The organism is Ancrocorticia populi (assembly GCF_003123745.1).
In the GTDB taxonomy this organism is placed as follows: domain Bacteria; phylum Actinomycetota; class Actinomycetes; order Actinomycetales; family Actinomycetaceae; genus Ancrocorticia; species Ancrocorticia populi.
Map to the genome: position 1 here is coordinate 401,888 of NZ_QETB01000001.1, position 24,924 is coordinate 426,811.

Sequence of the window (24,924 nt, forward strand, 5' to 3'; positions counted from 1 at the left end):
ACCGGAAGCTAGTCAAACACCACCGTGGAGCTGCCGTTGAGGAGAACTCGGTGTTCGGCGTGCCAGCGGACGGCGCGGGTAAGTACACGGCGTTCCACATCTTCGCCCTGGGACATGAGCTCTTCGACGGAATCGGAGTGCTTCACGCGCACCACGTCCTGCTCGATGATCGGCCCTTCGTCTAGGTCCGGCGTGACGTAGTGGGCGGTGGCGCCGATCAGCTTGACGCCGCGGGCGTGGGCCTGTGCGTAGGGGCGGGCTCCCTTGAAGGACGGGAGGAACGAGTGGTGGATGTTGATGATGCGGCCGGCCATTGCCTCACATACGCGGTCAGAAAGGACCTGCATGTAGCGGGCCAAGACAACCAGTTCGGCATCGGCATCCTTGATCACCTCAAGGAGAGCAGCCTCCGCCTCGGGCTTCGTCTCCTTGGTAACGGGGATGTAGATGAAGGGAATGCCGTAGAAATCAGCGAGGGGCCGGAGGATCTCGTGATTCGACACCACTGCCGATACCTCGATCGGGATCTTCCCTTCCTTCGTGTGATAGAGCAGATCCGAGAGGCAGTGAGCCTCCTTGGACGCCATGATCACCGTGCGAATCTTGCGATCCTTGCGGTTGATCTCCCAATTCATTTCGAGGGCGCCGCCCAACGTCTGCATCCGATGGCGAAAACCCTCGGGATCGGCAATGTGCTCCGTCTCCACGCGCATGTGGAAGTTGCCCGATGAGGTATCGCCAAACTGCTGGGATTCAACGATGTTGCCGCCCAGCTCGGTGATTGCGCCACTGACGGCGCGCACAATCCCGGAACGGTCGGGGCAGCTCAACTTCAAAATCAACTCATCAGACATGGTGAGCATGATAGCAATGTGAGGCGGGGTCGCCGCGAGGCGCCCACGAGGGGAATGAGAAATCGGATCGTCCACGGCTATATGTCAGTTGATCCAGAGGTTGTCCGAATCACGGCAGCGGCAGAACTTGCGCAAGTTGAATAGCAAATTCGCGGGTGGCTCACTCGCTAGGGCAGCTGCCAATCGATCGGCTCGGCCCCCTGCTCGATGAGGAGCTGGTTAGCGCGCGAGAATGGGTGCGAGCCAAAGAATCCTCGGCTCGCGGACAGCGGCGAAGGGTGAGGGGACATGACCACGGGAGTATCACCTAGAAGTGGGCGCAACTCCTGGGCGGGGCGTCCCCAAAGGATCGCTACAAGAGGCTGATCACTTCCGGCAAGTGCCCGGATCGCGTGATCTGTTACTTGCTCCCAGCCCTTGCCGCGGTGAGATGCGGCCTTGCCGGGCTGGACTGTGAGCACCCTGTTGAGCAGCATGACGCCACGATCACACCATGGCGAGAGATCGGGAGTGGACGGCATGGGCGTGCCCAGATCGTCATGCATCTCCTTGAAGATGTTGACGAGTGATCGTGGAAACGGGCGCACGTTTGGTTCGGCGGAGAAGCTGAGGCCCACCGGATGCCCGGGGGTTGGATAGGGATCTTGCCCCACGATGAGTACTTTGACTTGGTCCATCGGGTAGGTGAATGCCCGTAATACGTTCCGTCCGGCGGGAAGGTAACCGCGCCGTGCCTCCAGTTCGTCCCGTAAGAATGCGCCCATCTCGTGGATTCTTGGTTCCACCGGCGCTAGGGCCGCGGCCCATTGTTTATCGATGATCTGATCCAGAGGCTCCATGACGGTAAGTCTAGCTACCTTGGGAGCTTTGTCTTGGGCGTGGCCGCGCGTGGTCATGTACAGGCCGCCGTGCCACAGATGCTTGGTGCCCTATATACGAAGCAACGCTTTGTGGCGCGTCAGTGTGTACGCCGAATTACCAAGCATGAGCTCTGGCGAGGGACGAGATGCCGGGATGTGGTGGACGTAGATGGGCATGGTGGAGGCGGCGGGTAGGGTAAGGACAGTGAATAGGGGCGAGGAATTAACGGACGAAGAGGCGCGCGTTCTGGAGTTCGAGCGGACGTGGATGGAACGCGGGCGGCGCAAGAACGCCGCGATTGCGGAAATGGGTATGACGGTTTCCCACTACTACGTTGTGCTAAATAGCGCGATCGCCAAGCCGATCGCCGAGCTAGAGAACCCTGAACTGGTTCGGCGGCTCAAGGCGATGCGGTCCGTGCGTGAATCCGAACGGTACGGTAGGCGCTGATGGGCGGGACAAGATAGGCTTACGCCGTGGCTGACAAAGAATTTCCAGTTGATGAATTCGATCGTCTTGCATCAGATCGTAAGGTGCGCGGGGCGCATCGCCGTCAAGAATCGAACCGCAAGTGGTGGATCGCGCTCATAGCTATCGTTGTGTGCGCGCCGCTGCTGGGCTGGGGCATCGTCCAGTGGGCTGGACATAGGTCCGACAGCACGGGAGACGAACCGACCACTTCAGTCACGGCGGAGGCAACTGCCACACCTGCGGAAGAGTCAACTACGGCACCCGAGGGTGATGAAGAAACGACCGAACCGGCAGCTGAACCCACTGAAACCGAAGAACCGGCCCCTGAGGCCGATCTGGCAACTCCTGTTCAGATAAGGAACGCCTCCATGGTTGCCGGGCATGCCGCCGCTATGCAGCAGACACTCGCGGAAGCCGGTTTCACCGCAGTTGAAGCAAACAACTATCCGAACACCAGCCCCGCAGTCTCTCAGGTGTTCTATCCGGACGAATCCTTTGAGGGCACCGCGCTCGCGGTTGCTGAAGCTCTGGGAATTCCCGCCGATGAGGAACATGTGATTGAAGGCGAAGGGACTGAGGGGACTGGCACGGTCATCGTTGTGCTGGCCGGTGATCTCGGGTAACTGTTCGCCGACAGTATGATCGGTCGCTCATAGTTTTGGCTCATCTTGCACTCGAGGGCTGAGAGTGCCAAAATCTAGTTAGCACTCTCGCAGTGAGAGTGACAAAGTCTCACAGTTGGTGAGGGGCTGAGCGTGCCGGGACGTGACCGGCTCGCGAGGTTCCGTCCGTCGCGGGCACCGGCTGGCAGATCTAACCGTCCCAATGGGAGGAACTAGAAGCTATGGTAAAGACCATTGCGTTCAACGAGGAAGCTCGTCGCAACATGGAGAACGGGCTGAACCTTCTCGCCGATACGGTGAAGGTGACGCTCGGCCCACGCGGCCGCAACGTTGTTCTTGACAAGAAGTGGGGCGCCCCCACGATCACGAACGATGGTGTGTCCATCGCCAAAGAGATCGATCTTGAGGATCCCTACGAGCGCATCGGCGCCGAACTGGTCAAGGAAGTTGCAAAGAAGACGGACGATGTGGCCGGAGACGGAACCACAACCGCTACCGTTCTGGCTCAGGCATTCGTGCATGAGGGCCTGCGCAACGTGGCCGCCGGATCCAACCCGATCGCTCTGAAGAAGGGCATCGAGTCCGCGGTTAACGCAATCACCGCGCGTCTGCTGGCTGATGCGAAGGAAATTGAGACCGAAGAGCAGATCGCTGCCACCGCCTCCATTTCTGCTGGCGATCCTGAAATCGGCGAAGTCATTGCCCAGGCGATGACCAAGGCCGGCAAGGAAGGCGTCATCACGGTTGAAGAGTCCAACACCTTCGGCCTTGAGCTGGAGCTTACCGAGGGCATGTCCTTCGATAAGGGCTTCCTTTCCCCGTACTTTGTGACTGACGCCGAGCGTCAGGAAGCAGTCCTCGAGGATGCCTACATCCTCCTCGTTGATTCGAAGATCTCCAACGTGAAGGAACTGCTGCCTCTCCTTGAGAAGGTTATGCAGACCAACAAGCCGCTGCTCATCATCTCCGAAGATGTTGAGGGCGAAGCGCTTGCCACCCTCGTGGTGAACAAGATCCGTGGCACCTTCAAGTCTGCCGCCGTTAAGGCCCCAGGCTTCGGCGATCGCCGCAAGGAGATGCTGCAGGACATGGCTATCCTCACGGGCGGTCAGGTTATCTCCGAGACCGTTGGCCTCAAGCTGGAGAACGCTGATATTGACCTCCTTGGTAAGGCACGCAAGGTTGTGCTCACCAAGGATGAGACCACCATTGTTGAGGGTGCCGGCACCGCCGACCAGATCGAGGGCCGCGTTGCCCAGATCAAGGGTCAGATCGAGAACTCCACGTCTGAGTACGACACGGAGAAGCTGCAGGAGCGCTTGGCCAAGCTGGCCGGTGGCGTTGCTGTGATCAAGGCTGGCGCCGCAACCGAAGTTGAGCTCAAGGAGCGCAAGCACCGTATCGAGGATGCAGTGCGTAACGCCAAGGCCGCCGTTGAAGAGGGAATCGTTGCCGGTGGCGGCGTAGCCCTTATTCAGGCTGCCGAGGAGGCCTTCGAGGGCCTCAACCTGGAAGGTGACGAGGAAACTGGCGCACAGATCGTCCGTTCCGCAATCGTTGCACCGCTCAAGCAGATTGCTGTGAACGCTGGCCTCGAAGGCGGCGTCATCGTGGAGAAGGTCCGTGGCCTTGATAAGGGCTTCGGCCTGAACGCCGCATCCGGTGAGTACGTTGATCTGGTTGCTGCAGGCATCACCGATCCGGTCAAGGTGACCCGTTCTGCTCTTCAGAACGCGGCCTCGATCGCTGGTCTGTTCCTGACCACCGAAGCCGTTGTTGCCGATAAGCCTGAGCCCCCGGCTCCGGCTGGTGGCGACGCAGGTATGGGCGACATGGGCGGCATGTACTAAACCACACCATTTCGCAGCAGTAGCTGCTTGGAGGGCTCCGCAGTTTCGGCTTCGGGGCCCTCTTTTGTTCGGTGGTGTTCCGCTTCAGGCGCCCGCTCCCGAGTTTGCGCCAAGCCTGTGGGTTGAGATTAGTTGGGTAGGTTTTGGGACGACGACGTTAAATCCGCCAGCGACCTACGCAGCAGTATCTCCGCAGTCTGACGGCGGATCGAAGGGCGAACGTCCATCTATTTCTGGGTGAGGAGTGCCTTGATCGAGCATCGCCTGAATGGCAACGAAGGTCCGTGCCATGAGCTCGTCGGGCGTCTCATCCGGCATGCCGTACATGGGTTTGCCGATAAACAGGAAGACTTCGTTGCCCACCTTCGGGAACGGCGCGCCAACGGGCATGGCTTCGTGTCCGCCAGCCATGGCGACGGGTACAAGAGGAATGCTGTTCTGGATGGCGAGGGCCGCGGCCCCTGCTTTGGGCGTGCCCATTTGCCCATCCCGCGAACGGGTGCCTTCGGGAAAAACGAGGATGGGAACGCCGGCCCGCAAGAGCCGCCCAGTCATCCCAGCGGCTCTGCCGCCCTGCGTGTTTTTGCCTTTGCGCTCGATGGGGTAACTGTTGAAAAAGAGTGATGTGAGACCGGAGATGAATCGCCGCCGGTAAAAGTAATCGGCGGCCGCGCCCGTTGCCAGCCGCTCGGTGAGCGTCTCGGGCAGCAGAGAAAAGACCATCGGGGCATCGAGGTGGGAGGAATGGTTTGGAGTAATGATGAAAGCGCCTTCGAGATCCCGAACGTTTTCTTCCCCAAGAACGGTGGGCCTCACAACAGTGGATATCACTGGGCGCGTGACGAGGTGCCGTACCCAGTGGCGGCGGCGTTGACGGCCGCCGTTTAGGTAAGGCTCGAGAGGCTCCAAGTTCTCTGGCATGTAACTTAATCACGACCCTTGTTGATATGCGAAGTCACGGCTTCCACTGCCGGACGCGGAGCGTGCTCGGCTAAGGCCGCGATGACTTTGAACCGCTTCGAGGGTACCGAATATGTCTTGCCGCGTTCAACGTCGTGCAGGCAGTCTCGTGCCACTCGCTCGGCGCTGAGCCAGATGGCGTTTGGTAGGTTTGACGTGCTAATCCCGGAACGTTCGTGCAGTTCGGTGCGTACCCACCCAGGCATAAATGTCATGACCTGCACACCGTGTGGCTTCAGCTCGATGGCGAGAGAGCGCGACCATTGGCGAACCAGCGCTTTTATCCCCGAATACAGTCCCATCGGAACTAGGCCTGACACGGATGCCGTGTTGATGATCACGCCATGGCCGCGCTTAGCCATGGCATATCCCGCGGCGCCTCCGACGCGAACGGTAGCTGTGGCCATGACATCGATTGCCTGAGTCAGTGGCTCATGATCGAGGGTGGCCAACTTGTGGTGTAGTCCAAATCCGGCGTTGTTCACGAGGATCTCGATCGGTGAGTCCTCGCTATTGAGGCGATCGCACGCCTTCTCAATGCCCTCATCGGTCTGGAGATCGGCTTGGAGGATCTCGCAGGTGATACCTTGCTCCTCAAAGCTACGGGCTTGTTCCTCGAGCCGCGATAGTGACCGGCCCAGTAGAACAAGTTCGCAGCCGCGCTTGGCTAGTTCTCGGGCGAAAGCGAGACCTATTCCTGAGGTTCCACCAGTGACTAGGGCCCTTCCTCGCAGAGGTGAAGCTGAATTTCCAGTTAGTCGCACGTTACTACGGTAGTTCACGAAGGGAAGTTTATGCGTCTTTTGGGTGAGGTGTGGTACTGGCTTGTTGCAAGAATCTACGATGGGGCTAGAATCGCGTGGTCTGAAATTTCGATGGTTTCTTGACTGATGTGAGGAGGTCACATGTCAACGGAGGTGCCTCAGTGGCTCGTGCAGGCGTTTGTCCGCTCTGTGCAGGCGGCTGGATCGGCGGAATCTAAAGAAGAGATTGCCTCTGTATGCCGTTCGCTCATCGGGCGGTGGACTACATCTGATCGTTCCTATCACGGCGTGACCCACCTCATTTACGTTCTCACACGGTTAGAAACACTGTTGCCGGAGGCGCGCGAGCCCGATCTGGTGAGACTGGCCGCATGGTACCACGGTGCATGTTTCTCCACCGCTGAAGAGGACGCCTACACGCACAACGGGGGCGAGAACGAGGCCGAGTCCGCGAAGGTCGCGGAGGCCGAACTAGCCAGTCTCGGGGTGGCCCCGGAGAAAACCGAACGGATCGGAACGCTGATTCGGGCGCTGGGACCTCAAGTCAGTAGCAGTACGCAAACTCTGGAAAATACTCATGCTTTTGATCTGGATGAACAAACGCTGCGCGATGCTCATCTAGGAACTCTCGCAGTGGAGCCACAGCGCTATAAGAACTATGTGGCTCGGGTTGCGGAAGAGTATGCACATATACCTCGCCGCGACTTTCTTCTGGCGCGGCGCCAGATTGTCTCGCGCCTCTTGTCGCGTAAGCAGCTCTTTCTAACCCCGCTCGCCCGCCAATGGGATGAGCCGGCGCGGGAGAATCTCGCGGCGGAACTAGAACGCCTAAACAACTCTCTGGAGCAAGCCGAGCTCTCGGCTGTCAATCCATCGGAGGCCGTAACCCGAGAGAATCCGACGCCTTCGGAAGAAGATCTGGAAAGCCCCGGAGCCGCAGCGCCCGAAACCTCGGTGCCCGAAACTTCAGGAGTATCGAGCTCAGGGACAGATAGTTCGGTGACTGTTGGTGACGAAGATCAGGAGGATCTGAGCCAAGCCAGCACGCTGGAAGAAGTCCCAACACCCGAGGCCGATGATCCAGTGCCCACCGGCACATTCGATTCGATCCTTATGGCATCCGAGGAAGAAGAGCCGGCACCGGAAGCTCCGCACCGCGAGGAACCATTACCGGCGGGGCCCGCACCATCGGCTGAATCGTCCGATACTCTCTCAAGTCTCGAATCATGCGCGGAGAGTGTGGAACCTGGCTCTAGGCCGGTGGCTCCTAGCACTCCCGAGGCCGCACGGAAGGCTCGGCGCGATCAGATCGCGGAGGAGATGCGCCAACGTATCGAACAACGCCATCAGGCCGCGGATACGATGCGAATGAGCAGAATTGAGGCCGAGCCACCGAACAGCCCAGCTTCGGCGGAAACTGCCAAATCCGCGACTACTGCTGCTTCAGCGAACTCGCCGGATTCGTCTGCGCCTCACAGGGTCTCCGTGTGGGAGCGGGTGAAGGAGGGCGCCAGCGCCGATGAGGATGCTGAGAATCTGGGATATAGCCCAACGCACGGAATTGAGCGGGAACCCGACGTTTAGCAACGCACCTGAAAAATCCTGAGGATAGGGAGCTAGGCGTTATTCGCCACGCTTCCCACCATTCTTGGGTTTCGATCGCCCGCGCATTCCTCGGCTTCGTGCCCCCTTTTCCTTCTCGTTGCCCTTTTCTTCTTGTGCTTCGGAGTCTTCTGAATCGGGTGTCTCGGCGCTTTCCTCGACGAAGCCGATGGGGAAGGTGAGCCGGACCGTGAGTCCACCACCGGGTGTTGGGAGAACCTCTGCGGTGCCCTCGTGGGCAGCCATGATGGAGGAAACGATGGCCATGCCAAGCCCGGATCCCCCGGATTCACGCGACCTGGAGGAATCGGTTCGGTAGAAGCGCTCAAAGAGATGATCAGCATCCTCTGGCGAGACTCCGGGCCCGTGGTCACGTACTTCGATAACCGCGTGTGTGGGAGAGATCCGACCAACCGCTAGCTCTGTGGGAGTACCGGGCGGTGTATGCGTCAACACGTTACCGAGAATGTTTGTGATCACCTGAGTGATCTTGTCCTTGTCCCCGATGATATTGACCTCGGGCACGCTTTCCCCGTCCAAACCGATCAGTCGAGGATGGCGGGAAGAATCTCTGGCGTGCATATCGGAGATGGCGTTTGCACATGAATGGGTGATGTTGACGAGAGAAGGATCGAGTGGGCGGCCTTCGTCCAGTCTTGCGAGTTGGAGCAAATCCTCCACTAGACGGCTCATGCGCTTAGATTCCGATTCGATGCGCTCCATGGTGGGCGTTATCTGATCATCGGGCACGCCCCCCAGCCGATACAGTTCGGCGTATCCGCGCACGGTGGCAAGAGGAGTGCGGAGTTCGTGGGAGGCGTCCGAAACGAACTGCCGCATGTGGCGTTCAGAGCGTTCCTTATCGGCGAATGCAAACTCGATTTGTGACAACATCACGTTGATGGAGCTGGCCAGCATGCCAACTTCGGACCCCGGATTCTCCTCGGGCACTCGCTGAGAAAGGTCACCAGCTGCAATCGCATGAGTGGACTTTTCGATGCCGTGCAGCGATCGTAGGTGTCTGCGCACCAGCCACGAAGCGACTACAGTTCCAACAGCCAACACGCACAACCCCACCAACACGAGGAGCCGCGTCACCAAAGCCACTGTATTGTTCACCTGTGCCAATGGCCGTGCCACCAGAACGGCGCCCACAGGCTGAGCTTGATCCGTCAGACTTGTGGATGTAACTGGAAGGACAATTACTCGCCACTTCTCCCCGGACTTGGTGCTCTCGACGGTTTGGGGCGAATCACCGGCACTGCTGAGCAGCTCCGTGGCATCAACCGGGGTGCCATAGTAAGCGAGGGTCTGCGAAGAGATCCGTGTAGACGTAACGAAGTCGCCCTCACGCTGATCGTAGATCATCGCCTTGAGATAGAAATCGGAGAGGTTGAGGTTACTTCCATTGCCGGCGTCTGTGGCCCTCATATCGTCGATGATCTGGACGGCAACAAGCTTCCCAGATGATCGCAGGCCGTCATCGAGATTCCGGACGAGGTACCGCTCTAGCAGAGTTACCGTGATCGTACTGACCACGATGATCGCAACCACTATGAGCGATACAAAGGTGAAGAGTAGCCGAAAACTCAGGGTGTTGGTGATTTTCGGCCGGTCAGTGGCGTGCAAGGGGTTACTTCCCCGCGCGTAGAACGTATCCGATACCGCGTTTGGTGTGGATCAGTGGAGTGAGAGCACGGGCTTCGTCTGGATCGGTGATTCCCAGATTCTCGGGGGAATCAACCTTGCGGCGTAGGTAAGATATATAGGATTCGACGATCGAAATCTCGCCATCCCAGTTGTAATCCCACACGTGATCGAGGATCTGCATCTTGGATACAACGCGTTCGGCATTGATCATCAGGTAACGAAGCAGCTTGAATTCTGTGGGAGATAGCTCCACGGACCGCCCGGCTCGATGAACCTCGTACGAATCCTCGTTGAGCTGGAGATCCGCGTATTGAAGTATTGGCGCCTCGCCCTCAGCAGGGTGAGTTCGCCTCAGGACGGCGCGGATCCGCGCAACAACCTCTTCCAGAGAGAAGGGCTTGGTGATGTAGTCATCTCCGCCAACAGTGAGGCCCTGAATCTTATCCTTGATATCGTCACGGGCAGTTAGGAACAGTACCGGGAGCTCGGGATCGCGCTCGCGCAGACGGCGCAAAACCTCGAAGCCATCCATATCCGGCAGCATGATGTCCAGAACTACAAGATCGATCTGACTACCAGATTGATGATGGAGAGCCTCGTGCCCATCCGCCGCGGTCAGCACGGAGAAGCCCGCGAAACGAAGAGAAGCAGAGAGCAGCTCGCGGATCGAGGGCTCGTCATCAACTACGAGCAGGGTCGCTTCAGGTGTCTGGTCAGCAGTACTCATAGATCCATTTAAGGCCGGTTAGCTGGGAGTTTCCTTTGAGAAGTTTGGATCTGGTTATTTGTGACAATGATGGACCCGCAGAAAAAACGGGCCCACAGGACAAAATGCCGTGAGCCCGTTTCTAGGGATCTGACGCAAACCCGGGAAAATGGGGAAACGTCTCTCAGTAGGAGGTGAAGTCCCCGCCCTCGATCTGTGGCTTTTCCTCGCCCGGATCCTGTGCATCGGCCTTGAGCGCCGCAAGCCGCGCCTCGATCTCAAAATCGTTGGAGTGATCCTCTAGCTCAGCGAACTGATCCTCCAGAGATGACGTTGCGATTTCGGCTTTGCCCATGGCGAGCGCCTCTTGGCGGCGTACGCGCTCCTCGTAACGGCCCAGCTCCGAGGTGGGATCAAGCACGTTGATCGAGGAGATGGCGTCCTGAACCTGATTCTGGGCATCTGCAGTTTTCTCCCGGGCTACCAGCTGATCGCGCTTGGACTTCAGCTCGTTGAGCTTGCCCTTCATCTGCTCCAAGCCGGTCTTGAGCTTCTCAACAACCTCTTCTTGGGACTTGATCATGGGCTCGGCATCCTTGGCTTCTTTTTCGGAGGCGAGCTGGTTCGTGATGGCCACTTTAGCGAGGTTATCGAAGCGGGCGGCCTCGGACTCATTACCAGCCGTCCTCAACGAGTCCGCACGGGTGGAGGCTGCGAGTGCCTTCTGGCCCCACTGCTTTGCGGTTTCCACGTCCTCGTTGTAATCGGCCTGTGCGAGGCGCAGGTTGCCCACTGTCACGGCCACGGCGTCTTGAGCCTCAGCAATCGAGTTCGTGTAATCGCGCACCATCTGATCGAGCATCTTCTGCGGATCCTCTGCCCGGTCAAGAAGTGCATTCACGTTTGCCTTGGCGAGCTGACTGATACGCCCAAGAATTGTTTGCTTTTCTGACATGGCTTGCCTTTCGTTGGGTTTGAAACCGTTGATTGAAACTGTAGCGAATTATTTAGAAGGAATCGCCAAATCCCTTGCCACCTCCGAAGCCACCGCCTCCGCCAGGGCGGCCGCCTCCGAAGCCGCCGGGAGGACGCCCACCACCAAAGCCGCCGGGCCGTCCGCCGAAGGAGCCGCCGGGCCGTCCGCCGAAGGAGCCGCCGGAGTAGCCGCCACGGCCGCGGCCTCCGGACAGAAGTGACCCGATGATCATTCCGCCCACAATAGAACCCCAATCGGAGTTCCCTCCCTGATTCTGGCGGCTCTGTTCATCGGAAACGGCGCGCTCGGCGATCCGTCTGGCATTATCTGCCTGCGCTCGCGAACGCTCGAAGGTTTGCGCCTTGGCGGGGCCATCTGTGCTGTCTGACGCCTCATTGAATGATTTTCGGGCCGCGGCAAGTTCCGTGCGTGCCTGCGCCGGGACGTATCGAGAGTACTGATCAATGTAGGAATCCGCATCAGAAATCGCTGCCTGGGCAAGAGTCCGATTTCGCTGGATCAGAGCTTGTGCGCGCTGTCTGTTCTCATCGGCGTTCCGTGCCTGTTCGAGTGCGGCATCAAGGGCAGTTTCTGCCTCGGTTAAATCGGCCACTGCCTTGACGGGGTCAACCGTGTTGCCGGTGGCGTAGTCAATGGCCTTCTGGGCGGCGGCAGCACGGGTCGCGATCACTGGATCGCCCCCGCCGAGCCTCTTGGCATCGGCAACGTCTTGGCTGATAGATGTGAGGTTCTCGCGCATCTGCGCGCTCGCTTGTTCTAGCGACGAGCGAGCGTTCGTGAGCTTCTGTGCGAGTGCGCGGGCCTGACGAAGAGTGTCCTCGCCAACTCGGGCGTACACGACCGCCTTGTTCTGCTCCTGATCCGCAACAAGCTTGCGGCCTTCGGCGACGGTTTCGGCCACGGACCCGAGTAGGTTAAGTATCTGTGACGGATACGAGCGCAAGGTCTCCAGCGCGGACTCGGGGTACGTGAGGGCGAGTGAATCGAGCTGGGCGTTCGCGGTAGAGATCTGCTCGGCGATCTCCTTGGTCCGGGCATCCAGATCATCGAGGTGTTGACCTACCGTAGCTCCAAGGTTGCGGAGCTTCTGGAATTCGGCCTCTTGGGCGGCGATGGCCTGTTCGGCGCGCGCTGTCAGATCGATGATCTGACGATTCATTGACACCTGTTGGGCAGGAGTCTCGGGAATATCATCATCCAACAGCTTTTGAATTTCGAAGGCCTGCTGCACAGCGTCTTGGGCTTCAACTAGAGCCTCAGAGAAGGCGGAAGTGGCTTCCGAGCCGAACTCTGCCCGTGCGAACTCGAGTTCCGCAGAAGCGGAGCGCACGCCGTCGTCGGCAGAAAGAAGGCTACCCGAAGCCTGCTTTTCCAATCGATCCAACTCGGCGGCAGATTCGCGGCCCTTTGCGGCTTCGCGCCTCCGGGTCCAAATCCAGTAGGCGAGGGCCGCAATAACAATGATGAGGGCGCCGATGAGGATCGGTGCCCAGCTCACACTCCCAGAGCTTGCTAGTGAATCGGCCACGAGGATTGTTCCTTCCTCCCAGTTGCTGTTGCGCCACTGTTCGCGGACGTCATCGGTAATGGCATCGCTGAGTTCGTTAGATGTGAAACCCTCGCCACCGGCCCACACGGAAATCTGGCGGGTATCGGTGGCAACGGCCAAGAGTGCATCGCGGCTGCCGAATCCAGATTCGCGGAATGTATCGCGCGCCCATTCATCGGAGCTGGCTGATTCAAAGGTGTTGACGAACACCACACGTAGGCTGTTTCCGGCGGAGTCCTGAAGATCCTCGAGGGCTGACTCGATGCTCTCTGTATCGCCAACGGCGCCGGATTCATCGGTGACCAAGTTCGTCACGGCGAATGGCTCCTCCGCGCTAGCAGCAGGCAGCGCGAGAAGGCTCGCGGTCAGGGCCGCGAGCAGGGCGAAGAAGGCAGAAAATACTCGATGCTCAGATCTCACCCTTAGATCATGGCGTATCGGCGCGTAGGGCGAAAGAGCGAAACGCTAGATACTCTCTGGGCGGAGAGTATGCGAGTATCGCCATAGTCCCTCTAACGTCCGGTGATAGAGAGGCTAGACTAAGGGACAGTATGTGTTCCGTATGATGAAAGTGAGTTGCCGTGCCTACGGGTAAGGTTAAATTCTTCGATGAGAAGAAGGGGTTCGGCTTTATTGCCGGCGACGACGGAGAGGAAGTCTATCTTCCCTCCTCCGCAGTGTCGATTGGCGCCAAGCTGCGTCCCGGTACTCGTGTCGAATATGGCGTAGCTGAAACGCGGCGCGGCCCACAAGCCCTCTCTGTTTCTCCTGTGAAAAAGGTGGAGTCACTGGCGCGGAAGAACCGGCGCTCGCCAGAGGATATGGTGGGGATTGTTGAGGATCTTATCAAGATCCTTGACCATGCCTCTGGGCAGTTGCGGCGGGGGCGCTACCCGGAAGGCGGCCGCCGGATCGCCGAGGCCCTACGAAAACTAGCGGATGATTTTGATGCCTGAACGAATTGAGCTCTCGAAAGGGCCCGGCAAAGAGCATATCCTCGCGGAAGCGGTGGATTTTGCACGCGGGGCTCTCGATGAACTGACGCGCCCGGAGAGTGTGGGCGAACATGTGGGAGTTGTTGTTGAGGGCGATCGCGTCCTGACGCACTGCTTTGCGTGCCTCCTGCCCGGATACCCGGGCTGGTTCTGGACTGTGACTCTTGCTCGCATCCCGCGGTCCAAGCGCCCCACGATCAACGAGATGTCGCTTAGGCCCGGGCCAGACGCGCACTTGGCGCCCGATTGGGTTGCGTGGGCCGATCGCCTCAAGCCTTCTGATGTGCAGTCAACAGATCGGCTTCCCTACGTTGAATCCGACGATCGCCTGCAGGCCGGCTTCGAGGAGACGGGGGAGGACGCCGATCAGCTCGAGGATTTTGAGCTCGGGATCGGCCGGGAGCGTGTCCTGTCCCCTAAGGGGCGTGATGAGGCCTTCGCACGCTGGTATAGCGGCGAACACGGGCCTGACAATCAGGCCACGCGTTCGGCTTCGGCCTCGTGTTCCACCTGTGGGTTCCTCATGCGAATGGATGGTTCGGCGCGCACTGTTTTTGGCGTGTGTGCAAACGAATGGTCTCCATTCGATGGAAAGGTAGTTTCGCTGGACCACGGATGCGGATCGCATTCGCAAACGGACGTGCCCGGCCAGAAGCTCTTATGGGACCAAACGTCCCCGGTGATCGACGAAATGGATCTTGACGTCCTAGCGGCTGAGTAGATGGAACGGCTGCAAGGTAGGGCCCGGGACTATGCTTGGGGTGGCCCGGAGGCTATCCCGGGGTTATTTGGGTATCCTCCTGCGCGCGGTCCGGTGGCCGAGGTGTGGTTGGGTGCCCATCCGGATGATTCAGCGCGGGTTGGGGTTGCCAGCTCAGAACCGCTTTTTGATCCGGCTCAGCTCTATGGGATTGGGGAAGGCGCGGCCGTCCACGAACAGACCCTCGAAGATTTTATCGCGTCGGATCCGTTGAGAGCACTGGGTGAGGACATCCTTGAGGGGTACGGTTCCACGCTTCCCTATCTCATCAAACTCATTGCTCCCACGCAGCCGCTTTCGCTTCAGGTCCATCCTTCAAAGGCTCAAGCTCAGGAGGGCTTCGATGCCGAGGAAGCGGCCGGGATTTCGCGCAGTGCTTCCACCCGAAACTACCGGGACCGCAACGCAAAACCAGAACTCGTGTACGCCCTATCTTCATTCGAGGCGCTGGTAGGGTTCAGGACACCCCGGCGTATTGCCGAGGTTATCAAGGGGCTGCGCACGCCGCTTGCGGAGAAGCTGCGGCGCATGGTCCTACGAGAGGGAGTGCAGGCAGCGTTCTCCTACCTTGTTTCTCCCGAGACCGCCCCAAGCTCAGACCGGGTGGTGAAACTGGTGGAAGCGTGTGCTGAACGTGACCCGGAAAAGTCCCCCTCTCGCAGGGCTGATGCTGCCGTTGTCTCTCTTGCGGATACCTATCCCGAAGATCCGACGGTGCTGGCATCACTGCTTATGAACCCGGTTTCGCTTCGGCCGGGGGAGGCGCTCTATATCCCGGATGGGACTGTTCACGCCTACCGGCGAGGTGTGGCCGTTGAGATCATGGCCTCTTCGGATAATGTGCTGCGCGCCGGCCTTACCGAGAAGCATATTGACGTGCCCGAACTCCTGAAGATTGTTCGCGCCGATGCGGCACCGCCAATGAGAATTGCTCCAGAGCGAGTTTCTCCTTCCACTTCGGTGTTTTATGCGCCCGTGGAGGATTTCGAGCTCTCCATCGTGAATTTGGCGGACGCCAACGTATGGGATTCCCAGCGCAGTGAGGGGCCTCGGACTGTGGTGTGCTTGGAGGGAGCCGTTCGCATACAGGCAGGCGGCCAGACGATGGTTGTGAATCAGGGGCAGGCAGCCTTTGTAGGTGCTGACGAGGGCCGGTTGTGGCTGCGCGGCTTTGGGAAAGTTGTGATTGCCGCGGTTCCATAGGGCCGCACGTGCTCGAGGTCTCAGTGCTAGGAGCCAGCTCACGAATTGGAGCCGGACGCCCGGTCCGCGAGTTGGAAAGGCAGCGGCAGATCCACGCGAAATCCGGGAAAACTCAGGGAATGTTGGCCATGGAGGCCGGGCTGCCGGATCGGGCGGAGTCCCGTTTTTCGAGAATTAGGGTGTCCAATATGTGGAAGCTCCCTTGATCTCTTTCGTCCGTAGCGTGAGACTCAATCAAGTGATAGACACGAAGACGCCGCCTGAAACCGAAAAGGCTGGCCTGCTGGACAAATATTTCCACCTGACCGAGCGTGGCTCCACGCTTGGCCGCGAGATTCGCGGAGGGCTCGTTACCTTCTTCGCGATGGCTTACATCCTGATTCTCAACCCGATCATCCTGTCGGGTCCGGATTCCACTGGCGCCTACCTTGGCGGTGGCGATGAGCCAAACCTCGCCGCAATTTCGGCAGGTACGGCACTGGTTGCCGGAATCATGACGATTCTTATGGGAGCGGTAGCCAACTTCCCGATCGGCCTTGCGGCGGGCCTCGGATTGAACTCCATGGTTGCGTTCACCATCGTGCAACTCCCCGGTATGACGTGGGCCGATGGCATGGGCATCATCGTGCTCGAAGGCATCGTGATTGTGCTCCTCGTGGTGACCGGACTGCGCGAAGCGATCTTCCGCGCCGTACCGATGTATCTACGTACGGCAATTTCGGTGGGCATTGGCATGTTCATCACGTTGGTTGGCCTAGTCAACGCGGGGATGGTGCGCACCGGCGGTGGCACGCCGCTCACCTTCGGCGTAGAGGGCTCCGTCTCCACGATCCCGATGGCCGTCTTCGTAATTGGCCTCTTTGTGACCGCTATTCTCATGGTGCGCAAGGTCAAGGGCGCTATCCTCATCGGCATCGTCAGCTCGACCGTCCTAGCAGTGATCGCCGAGGCCGTGGGCAAGTTGGGTGTGGTTGGTGAGGACAACCCTGGTGGCTGGAACCTATCCGTGCCCTCCATTTCGGGTTCGCCTATCCAGCTTCCTTCCTTCGCAACTCTTGGCGAATTCTCCATCACCGGCCCGTTCCAGAAGCTTGGCGTGATCGCGGTTGTGGTATTGACCTTCTCCGTGCTGCTTGCAGATTTCTTCGACACTATGGGCACGATGGTTGCCGTGGCAACCGAGGGTGACCTCCTCGATGAGGACGGGAACCCCGAGGGCACCAGCCGCATTCTGCTGGTGGATTCCGTTGGAGCCATCGCCGGCGGTATGGGTGGCGTTTCATCCAACACCGCCTTCGTAGAGTCTTCTACCGGAGTGGCGGATGGCGGACGTACCGGCCTAACCTCCATCGTCACGGGCATTGCTTTCCTCCTTGCCACCTTCCTTTCGCCGATCGTGGCACTTGTCCCGAACGAAGCGGCGGCTCCCGCATTGGTTGCCGTTGGCTTCCTCATGATGCAGCAGGTGCCCGATATTAATTGGAACAAGCTCTCAACGGGCATCCCGGCATTCTTGACGATCGTCATGATGCCGTTCGGGTATTCGCTGACAGTTGGTATTGGCGTTGGCTTCATCGCCCACGTTGTTCTTCAGGTTGCCACGGGTAATGCGAAGAAGGTCCACCCGCTTCTGTGGCTGGTTGCGATCCTCTTTGTTCTTTACTTCCTTATGGGACCGATTCAATCGGCGCTCGCATAGGTGACGCCAAGAACTTGCAGTTGATGCACAAATTGTCAGGTGCATCATGGTAAGAGAAAACTGGCGGGGCTAGAATTATAGCTCCGCCAGTTTTCTGCATATTCTCACCTGTTCTTTGAAAGGATGCCGCGCATTGGGACGCACCTTCGCGAGCCTGAAGTATTACAACTATCGTGTGTGGTTTTTCTGCGCACTCGTGGCCAACACCGGCACTTGGATGCAGCGCGTTGCCCAAGACTGGCTGGTGCTCGCCGTCCTCACGGAAGATAGCTCGTTCGCAGTGGGGTTGGTGACGGCCCTTCAATTCGTGCCCATGCTGTTCTTTATGCCGTTTGCTGGCGCGGTTGCTGACCGATTCGATAAGCGCAAGATCCTTTACTGTACCCAGTCCCTTCAGGGCCTGTTGGCGTTCGGACTGGGCGCCATGGTCTTACTGGATGCGGCAAGTGTGTGGCACGTGTGCCTCTTCGCCTTTGCACTGGGCACGGTTGGCGCCTTCGACGGCCCGCCGCGCCTCGTGTTCATCTCCGAGCTGGTCCCGCCGCGGTCCCTTCCGAACGCGGTTGGGCTCAACTCCACCAGCTTCAACATCGCGCGCCTCATCGGGCCCGCCCTTTCCGGCGTTCTGATCGCGTGGGTAGGCATTGGTTGGGTGTTCATCATCAACGGCTTCTCGTTCGTGTTCACCCTCTTTGCGCTTTCGATCATGCGCCCAAGTGAGTATTACCGTGCAAGCGATAAGGCAGCGGACGCTCAGCAAGACACATCAGATTCGCCGGCCCAACCCGCCGAAAAGTCGAAGCGCCCCAAGGGGCAAGTCCGCGAGGGCCTGAAGTATGTGCTCGCTCGCTCGGATCTACGCGTCATCTTCATCGTGACTGGCGTTGTTTCTTGCCTTGGCATGAACTTCCAGCTCACATCGGCGTCCATGGCCCGTGTGGTGTTTGGCCTAGAGGCAGATGGCTATGGGTTCCTCGGATCGATCCTAGCGATCGGCTCGCTCACCGGCGCGCTCTTCGCAGCTCGGCGCCAGACCCAGCCACGGGTACGAGTGGTGGTTATGGCGGCCTTTGCATTCGCCATCGCTGCGTCCCTGAACGCCCTCATGCCTACCTTCCCGTTGTACGCGGTTTCGCTGGTCCTAGTTGGGCTCACGATGCTCACGCTCCTGACGAGCGCAAATACGGCCGTCCAAATGTCCACCGACCCGAGGATGCGGGGGCGTGTGATGGCCCTGTATCAGACGGTGATGCAGGGGTCTACACCTATCGGTGCCCTTCTGGTGGGGTGGATTTCGGAAGCACTCAGCCCGCGCTGGGGTGTAGGTATTGGGGCAATCTCCGCATTCCTAGTGGTGGCTGGCGCCTATATCTGGGGCCGGCGCACGTGGGATGTTCAGGTGCGCTACCACCTTCGTTCGCGCCCCCACTTCGATATCCGGGGGCCGCTTGAGCACGAGCGGGACGCGGCCGTTGAGACCGCTCAAGACCAAATCAACCGCGAAATCGCGCAATCTCAGGGCGACAAAACCCCGGGAGACCACGCCCGCTAAGACCCTCTGTTCCAGCTCCGCCCTACCGCTTGGAGTCGATGACCCAATCGAGGCAGGCGAGGAGCGCCTCCACGTCCTCAGGATCAACGTTGGGGAACGTTCCAATGCGGAGCTGGTTGCGGCCGAGTGATCGGTAGGGATCGATGTCCACAACACCATGGTGCCTCAGGGTTTTGCTCACGCCCGCTGTATCCACGGTCTCGTCAAAGTCCACGGTTGCCACTACGGGTGACCGGTATTCGGCTTGAGCAACAAAGGGTGTGGCGTCCTCGCGCTTGAGCGCCCAGTCGTAGATGGCCGCCGAGGAACGCTCGGTCCGTGCCGCCATGGCGTCCAACCCACCCTGCTCAAGCATCCACTGAAGCTGCTCGTCAATCATCAAGAGGGTGGCGATAGCCGGGGTGTTCAGCGTCTGGTCTTTGAGGGAATTGTTCACTGCCAACTGGAGGTTCAGGATGTCCGGGACCCAGCGCTCACTCGTCAGCTTCTGGATCCGCTCCAAAACCGCAGGTGAAGCGATGGCGAGCCACAGTCCGCCGTCGGCCCCAAAATTCTTCTGGGGAGAGAAGTAGTACAGGTCAGTCTGTCCAATATCCACGCTCACCCCGCCCGCAGCCGAAGTGGCATCAACGATCGTGAGGGCCTCGCCGCCCCCGAACCTGGCCACGGGAGAAAGGGCGCCAGTGGAGGTCTCATTGTGTGCGTACAGATAGGTGTCGATTCCCGGCGCGGTTTCACACAGCGCGACGCCGCCCGGGGTGCTGCGGCGGATGTCCACACTGTCGATCCATGGTGCGCGGGAGATGGCTTTGACAACCTTCCCAGAGAACTCGCCGAATACGGCCGCCTGCGGGCGCGATTCCACAAGGCAGAACGTGATTGCGTCCCATAGCAGGGAGGCGCCGCCGTTGCCGAGGATTACCTCGTAGCCGCTGGGGATGTTGAAGAGATCGGCCACCTGCCCTCGGATACTCGCCACGAGGCCGCGTACGGGCTTTTGCCGGTGCGAGGTACCAAGCGGGCTGTCTGGGGCAGCGAGCCGCGCGATCTGCTGACTACGGAGCTTCGATGGGCCGGAGCCGAATCGGCCATCGCGGGGGAGCAGGTGGGCAGGAATCTCGAGTGTCATGAGACCATTTTGCCCCCTTGCTGCGTTCTGCCCAATTTGGTGAGGAAAAGTGCGTATAAACGCTTGAGGCTCGACTATTCCGTGAGAGGATACATAGGCTCACATACAGTAGTGGCCAAACGGCTGTTAGACCCGGCAAGGAGCAATCAATGAGTGGCGATCTCGTGGACACCACGGAGATGTATCTCAAGGCGATTTATGAGCTTGAGGAAGAGGGCGTCCCGCCGCTGCGCGCGCGTCTGGTTGAGCGTCTTGGCCAATCCAAGCCCACGGTGTCAGAGACGGTGGCTCGCTTGGAACGCGATGGGCTGCTTTCCATCGTTGGTTCGCGGACCATTGAGCTATCCCCGGAGGGGCGCCGCCAAGCCACGAACGTGATGCGCAAGCACCGTCTGGCCGAACGTCTGCTTCTGGACGTTCTGAACGTTGATTGGGTGGATATTCACGATGAGGCGTGCCGCTGGGAGCACGTCATTTCCGACGGCGTAGAGGAGAAGATCGCCGAACTGCTTTCGGACGATCTCGAGGATCCGTTCGGCAACTCCATTCCTGGCCTAGGCGTGGATGGGCCCGGTATCCAGGCCGCCGAGCCGTCCGGCCTAATACGGGTGGTTGATTTTTTGAGTGAGAACGACGACGGCGGGACAGTACACCTCCGTCGCATTGGAGAGGTCCTTCAAACCGATGCTGGGCTCCTCAAGCAGTTCCAAGACGCTGGCTTTACCTCTGGTGTTGAGGTGGATATTACGCGGAGCAACGAGAAGTCGTGGAGCATGCACTTCCCGAGTGGTGCAACCATCGCGTTAAGTCCATGGACTCAAGGCCATCTGCTTGTTGAGGATGCTTCATAACGGCCAACGTTACGTGTGACAGTTAGGTCACGAAAATAGGCTGAACTGCGTCACATTTCGTTATATTCTTCGTGATCTAGCACGCTAAATCAGTAGGTGCAGGTTCTGAAAGCCACGGAATAGCGCCAAAAAAATAGAAATATGACCTGCGTCATACACCGTTATATAAACGTGACATTGCGTTAGATAACCGTTAGTGTTTTACACAGACAAAGTTCGTAGTGGTTTTGCCGCGCGAACAACTGATGTAACAAGGAGACAACGCGATGACCGGACGCCATGCGATTACACGCGAGGCTGCTCTCAATTCCGTTAACACGCCCGCTGGCCGTGGCCTCATCGCCGCTATGGCCGTGGGAACCGCTTTTGGTGTCACGATGCCGGCTGCAAACGCCGCCGAAGGCACTACAGAGCTGAATGACGCTGCGGTACTCACCGTCAAGTCCGATGCGGCTGACGCAGATGCTGCTGAGAAGACATCGGCGGTTACCACTCAGGATGACGTTGAGTGGTCAACCAGCCTAGACAACGACTCTGGCAAGGAAAGCAGCTCGATCGACGCTGCCGCGCAGGTTGAGATCGAAGAAGAGCCCGAGCCCGCTGTTGAAGAAGAGCCTGTAGCGGAGACTGAAGCTACAGAGACCGCTGCAGCAGACACGGAGACCACAGCGGCTGCAGCCGATACCACGGCCGCTTCTTCCAGCCAGTCCAGCGCTACCGAGACTGCCTCGGTTAGCTCCTCGGTTTCGTCTTCCGCCATCGTGAACACCGCGATGTCCTACACTGGCTCGCCCTACGTTCACGGCGGCACCACTCCTTCCGGTTGGGACTGCATCGGCTTCGTCCGCTACGTCTTCGCCCAGCACGGCGTTTCGATCGGTGGGTACACGACCTCGGTTCTCTCCGCAGGCACCACTGTTCCTTACTCACAGGCTCAGCCTGGCGATATCCTGTACTGGCCCGGCCACGTGGCGATCAGCCTTGGTAACGGCCAGAACGTTGCCGCTTGGAACCCCGGTATGGGCACCACAGTTGGACCTGATTCCTATGTGGGCGGCACCCCAACGGTTATCCGGGTTGGCTAATCTAACTTAAGAAAAAAGAGGCTAGCATCTGCTAGCCTCTTTTTTCTTGCCTTGCGCCACTTGCTCACGGTCAGCCGAGATAGTTTGCCTTGAACCGGGCGTAAACGCTTCCGACGTGCCAGAATTGGAGTACACGGCAGTTATCCTGTGGAGGTGGCAAGCATGGCGTATCGTCACGAAAACCTTGTGGTTTGCGGTATCGACGGATCCGAAGCTTCGTTTAACGCTCTGGAATGGGCGGCACAAGAAGCAAAGGTTCGAGGCGCACACCTCGATGTCATCTGCTGTTACGAGCGGCCGGGGTACTCGCCTGGCGATGCTCAGCCGTCGGGGCATCTGCTTGAGGCTGGCGCTCAGAAGATCCTCGAAAAGGCTGCGGAACAGGTCAAGGACGTTGTACTCGATTATGCAACGCACCTGTCACCCGAGGATCCCACCAGCGAACTCCTCGAGCGTTCAAAATCCGCGGCACGGATTGTGCTGGGCGCGCGGGGCGGCTCTGGCGGCTTTGCCGATCGTCTCCTAGGGTCCGTGGCAACTGCGGTTTCCTCTAGGTCATATTGCTCCGTGGTTATCATTCCTTCTGGTCCAGTAAACGAAGTTCTTCCCGTCAAGCACATCGTGTGCGGTGTGGACGGCTCTGAGTCATCCATCGTGGCCCTGAATCTCGCGGTGCGCGAAGCGGTGCGTTGGGGCGCCCGCCTCTCGTGCGTGGGCGCAGTTAGCTTCGCTGGGTCGGCATGGCTGCCCGGGGGCGGCTACCATCAAGAGGTTCTAGACGATGTTCGTGCTGGCCTAAAGGAGGCCGTCGAGGGTGCTCGTCAGGGATACGACCTAGACGTTCGGTGCCATGCGATTGAGGGTAACCCCGCCGCACTCATGACGGAGTTTTCCACCGCGGTTGATCTTCTCGTGGTCGGCTCGCGCGGCCGGGGAGGGTTCGCGGGCCTGCTACTCGGGTCAACGAGCCAGTCGATTATTCAGCATGCTGCCTGCCCGGTTGTGGTTGTGCCGCGGCGTACCCGTCACAACGAGGATCTTGGCGGGCCTGCGGTTCCGTGGAGCCGCAAGCCTTAGTTAGGTTGCTCATGCACCAGCGATCAAGTCGGTGTCCGCCCTGAAATCTGGCTACACTAGTGGGGTCCGCCCTCGTAGCTCAGGGGAAGAGCGACCGCCTCCTAAGCGGTAGGTCGAAGGTTCGAATCCTTTCGGGGGCACTCAGAGAAACGCCCGCCATCTCAACAAAACGAGACGGCGGGCTATCTTTGTCTCTGGGGGCCAGAATTCGTCGAGCCCGCTCACGGATCACGCTGCATGACGCGTCTACTTTCTGGGAGATTCCTTGGGTGCCTTGATGGCGATGAACGCAGCGGCAGCAAGCCCAAGGATGGCAAGCAGGCAGCTGGCAAGGAATGGGTTATCTGCGTGGAGCGCGGGGGCGAATCCGATTCCAATGTAGAGGGTAGTGCCCGTTGCTCCACCGAGTTGGTCAGCTGCTCGTTGTACTCCCGAAGCCGTTCCGGCGTCGTATTCGGTGGTATCGCTGACTGCCTGATATTGCAGGCCGATGATGCCGAATCCCATGCCTGCCGCAACCAATATCATCGCTGGAAGCAGCCAGCCGGGTCCGGCGCCGACCGTAGTCACCACAGCGATGGCAACCATAGCTCCCGCAGTGGATGCCAGTCCGATCGCCACGCAGGTGTAGGCACCCCACCGTGTCATGAACCGCGGTGCCACCAACGCGGCGGCTACGAGGGCAATGGCTAGCGGCAACATGACCAATCCTGATTCCAGTGGACCAACACCAAGGTTGTCCTGCAAGTAGAAGGTGAAGAGCAGAAAGGATGAAGACAGGGCGGCAGACAGCAAGATGGTGCCCAGATTCGCATGTACCCGCCCCGTATGAGAGAAGAAGCCAAGCGGAATGAGAGGGTTGGCGGCGCGCCGCTCTACACGAACGAACATCACCGCTGTAACGATCGAACCGCTGATCGCGATCACTGCGATTGGCCAGCTTGTATTGGATTCGCCCGCCGTGACAACGCCGGAGGCAAACAATAGTGGGCAGGCTGTCAATAGGATCGTACCGGGCACGTCTAACGGGACCGGACGATCAGAATGGGGACGGTCGGGCTCCAGTAGGGCCAAGGTGGCAATGATGACCACGAGCACGAACGGCAGACAGATCAGGAAGATCCACCGCCACCCAAGAAACGCGGTGATTATTCCGGACAGGGCAAAGCCCACGACGAGTCCGCCGCTAGCCACCGCCGCCCATATTCCTAGAGCTTTTGATCGCGCCGGACCCTCAGGAAACAACAGGATGATGGTTGCCATGGCGGCAGGCAGCGCAACCGCCTCACCAACGCCTTGTACCAGACGTGCCGCAACAAGTAACTCAAAAGTGGGAGCAAGGCCCGCCACTAACGAGGCACCACCAAACACGACGGTTCCAGTTAAGAGCATGCGACGCCTGCCGAACAGGTCCACAAGGCGGCCGCCCAGCATAAGAAGGCCACCTGCGGTGATGGTATAGCCGACCATGACCCACGTGAGCGCACCACCACTCACGTGGAATGCCTCGCCGATGGACGGCAGAGCGATGTTGACGACTGTAACGTCAACGGCGATGAAGAATTGCAGGCAAGACATTGCCAACAACAGCAGCCACGCGCGTGTTGACGAAGGGTTCCTTCGTGAGGAAGGGATATTTGGGAACTGCAAGGAAACTCCGTTGCTAGTGATGTGTCCGAGCAACGC

The 24,924-nt window shown here is 59.2% G+C and carries 23 protein-coding genes and 1 tRNA gene; 14 read left to right on the top strand and 10 right to left on the bottom strand.

What is annotated here, in order from left to right; genetic code table 11:
* Positions 1-8: 8 nt before the first annotated feature.
* A complete protein-coding gene (gene purU / locus DD236_RS01875; protein ID WP_109092674.1) occupies positions 9-863 on the bottom strand; it encodes a formyltetrahydrofolate deformylase in 855 nt (284 codons plus the stop codon).
* A 72-nt stretch (positions 864-935) separates the two neighbouring features.
* Between purU and DD236_RS12420 the strand changes: the two genes are divergently transcribed.
* Positions 936-998: a hypothetical protein gene (locus DD236_RS12420; RefSeq protein WP_423716453.1), complete on the top strand. Its 63-nt coding sequence runs from the start codon at positions 936-938 to the stop codon at positions 996-998.
* A gap of 23 nt (positions 999-1,021) precedes the next feature.
* Here the strand turns inward: DD236_RS12420 and DD236_RS01885 are convergent, their stop codons facing one another.
* Positions 1,022-1,693, bottom strand: a complete 672-nt coding sequence (locus tag DD236_RS01885) for a uracil-DNA glycosylase (protein WP_109092676.1) — start codon at positions 1,691-1,693, stop codon at positions 1,022-1,024.
* A 226-nt stretch (positions 1,694-1,919) separates the two neighbouring features.
* On the opposite strand from DD236_RS01885, the gene DD236_RS01890 reads away from it, so the two are divergent.
* The 3 genes from DD236_RS01890 (at position 1,920) to groL (ending at position 4,659) form a co-directional block, all read left to right on the top strand.
* The gene (locus tag DD236_RS01890; RefSeq protein WP_165819798.1) at positions 1,920-2,165 is read left to right on the top strand and encodes a DUF3263 domain-containing protein; all 246 of its coding nucleotides are present in this window, start codon (positions 1,920-1,922) and stop codon (positions 2,163-2,165) included.
* A 26-nt stretch (positions 2,166-2,191) separates the two neighbouring features.
* On the top strand, positions 2,192-2,809 hold the full coding sequence (locus DD236_RS01895; protein ID WP_109092678.1) for a LytR C-terminal domain-containing protein: 618 nt from the start codon (positions 2,192-2,194) through the stop codon (positions 2,807-2,809).
* A 221-nt stretch (positions 2,810-3,030) separates the two neighbouring features.
* Complete coding sequence (gene groL / locus DD236_RS01900; RefSeq protein ID WP_109092679.1) at positions 3,031-4,659, top strand: chaperonin GroEL; 1,629 nt, start codon at positions 3,031-3,033, stop codon at positions 4,657-4,659.
* Between the two features lie 174 nt (positions 4,660-4,833).
* Here groL and DD236_RS01905 read toward each other — a convergent pair whose 3' ends face one another.
* Together DD236_RS01905 and DD236_RS01910 are read right to left on the bottom strand one after the other, a co-directional pair.
* Positions 4,834-5,580, bottom strand: coding sequence for a lysophospholipid acyltransferase family protein (locus DD236_RS01905; RefSeq protein WP_109092680.1), 747 nt, complete (start codon positions 5,578-5,580; stop codon positions 4,834-4,836).
* A gap of 5 nt (positions 5,581-5,585) precedes the next feature.
* Entirely contained in the window at positions 5,586-6,383 is a 798-nt protein-coding gene (locus DD236_RS01910; protein ID WP_207785654.1) for an SDR family NAD(P)-dependent oxidoreductase, read from the bottom strand.
* A 141-nt stretch (positions 6,384-6,524) separates the two neighbouring features.
* Here DD236_RS01910 and DD236_RS01915 point away from each other — a divergent pair, with 141 nt between their 5' ends.
* Positions 6,525-7,967 carry an HD domain-containing protein gene (locus tag DD236_RS01915; RefSeq protein ID WP_109092681.1) on the top strand — a complete coding sequence of 481 codons (1,443 nt, stop codon included), beginning with the start codon at positions 6,525-6,527 and terminating at the stop codon, positions 7,965-7,967.
* Positions 7,968-8,006: 39 nt separating this feature from the next.
* Here DD236_RS01915 and DD236_RS01920 read toward each other — a convergent pair whose 3' ends face one another.
* From DD236_RS01920 to DD236_RS01935, 4 genes are all read right to left on the bottom strand, one after another.
* Complete coding sequence (locus tag DD236_RS01920; RefSeq protein WP_109092682.1) at positions 8,007-9,614, bottom strand: sensor histidine kinase; 1,608 nt, start codon at positions 9,612-9,614, stop codon at positions 8,007-8,009.
* Between the two features lie 4 nt (positions 9,615-9,618).
* Positions 9,619-10,362: a response regulator transcription factor gene (locus tag DD236_RS01925; protein WP_109092683.1), complete on the bottom strand. Its 744-nt coding sequence runs from the start codon at positions 10,360-10,362 to the stop codon at positions 9,619-9,621.
* A gap of 163 nt (positions 10,363-10,525) precedes the next feature.
* Positions 10,526-11,296, bottom strand: coding sequence for a PspA/IM30 family protein (locus tag DD236_RS01930; RefSeq protein ID WP_109092684.1), 771 nt, complete (start codon positions 11,294-11,296; stop codon positions 10,526-10,528).
* Positions 11,297-11,348: 52 nt separating this feature from the next.
* Positions 11,349-13,307, bottom strand: a complete 1,959-nt coding sequence (locus DD236_RS01935; protein WP_109092685.1) for a TPM domain-containing protein — start codon at positions 13,305-13,307, stop codon at positions 11,349-11,351.
* 161 nt (positions 13,308-13,468) lie between these two features.
* On the opposite strand from DD236_RS01935, the gene DD236_RS01940 reads away from it, so the two are divergent.
* The 5 genes from DD236_RS01940 to DD236_RS01960 all read left to right on the top strand — a co-directional run bounded on the left by DD236_RS01940 (position 13,469) and on the right by DD236_RS01960 (position 19,096).
* Complete coding sequence (locus DD236_RS01940; protein WP_109092686.1) at positions 13,469-13,843, top strand: cold-shock protein; 375 nt, start codon at positions 13,469-13,471, stop codon at positions 13,841-13,843.
* The gene (locus DD236_RS01945) at positions 13,836-14,603 is read left to right on the top strand and encodes a DUF3027 domain-containing protein (protein WP_243409873.1); all 768 of its coding nucleotides are present in this window, start codon (positions 13,836-13,838) and stop codon (positions 14,601-14,603) included. The genes DD236_RS01940 and DD236_RS01945 overlap by 8 nt, the downstream gene beginning before the upstream one ends.
* On the top strand, positions 14,604-15,845 hold the full coding sequence (gene manA / locus DD236_RS01950) for a mannose-6-phosphate isomerase, class I (protein WP_109092688.1): 1,242 nt from the start codon (positions 14,604-14,606) through the stop codon (positions 15,843-15,845). It abuts the gene before it with no gap.
* A 241-nt stretch (positions 15,846-16,086) separates the two neighbouring features.
* A complete protein-coding gene (locus tag DD236_RS01955) occupies positions 16,087-17,544 on the top strand; it encodes an NCS2 family permease (RefSeq protein ID WP_423716454.1) in 1,458 nt (485 codons plus the stop codon).
* A gap of 133 nt (positions 17,545-17,677) precedes the next feature.
* Positions 17,678-19,096: an MFS transporter gene (locus DD236_RS01960; RefSeq protein WP_109092690.1), complete on the top strand. Its 1,419-nt coding sequence runs from the start codon at positions 17,678-17,680 to the stop codon at positions 19,094-19,096.
* 22 nt (positions 19,097-19,118) lie between these two features.
* Here the strand turns inward: DD236_RS01960 and serC are convergent, their stop codons facing one another.
* Positions 19,119-20,225: a phosphoserine transaminase gene (serC, locus tag DD236_RS01965; protein WP_109092691.1), complete on the bottom strand. Its 1,107-nt coding sequence runs from the start codon at positions 20,223-20,225 to the stop codon at positions 19,119-19,121.
* 149 nt (positions 20,226-20,374) lie between these two features.
* On the opposite strand from serC, the gene DD236_RS01970 reads away from it, so the two are divergent.
* From DD236_RS01970 to DD236_RS01985, 4 genes are all read left to right on the top strand, one after another.
* Positions 20,375-21,076: a metal-dependent transcriptional regulator gene (locus DD236_RS01970; RefSeq protein ID WP_109092692.1), complete on the top strand. Its 702-nt coding sequence runs from the start codon at positions 20,375-20,377 to the stop codon at positions 21,074-21,076.
* A gap of 266 nt (positions 21,077-21,342) precedes the next feature.
* Complete coding sequence (locus DD236_RS01975) at positions 21,343-22,161, top strand: C40 family peptidase (protein WP_109092693.1); 819 nt, start codon at positions 21,343-21,345, stop codon at positions 22,159-22,161.
* Between the two features lie 162 nt (positions 22,162-22,323).
* Entirely contained in the window at positions 22,324-23,238 is a 915-nt protein-coding gene (locus tag DD236_RS01980; protein WP_109092694.1) for a universal stress protein, read from the top strand.
* 68 nt (positions 23,239-23,306) lie between these two features.
* Positions 23,307-23,378 (top strand) — tRNA-Arg (locus DD236_RS01985).
* A gap of 106 nt (positions 23,379-23,484) precedes the next feature.
* Here the strand turns inward: DD236_RS01985 and DD236_RS01990 are convergent.
* Entirely contained in the window at positions 23,485-24,816 is a 1,332-nt protein-coding gene (locus DD236_RS01990; RefSeq protein ID WP_109093255.1) for an MFS transporter, read from the bottom strand.
* Between the last annotated feature and the right edge of the window lie 108 nt (positions 24,817-24,924).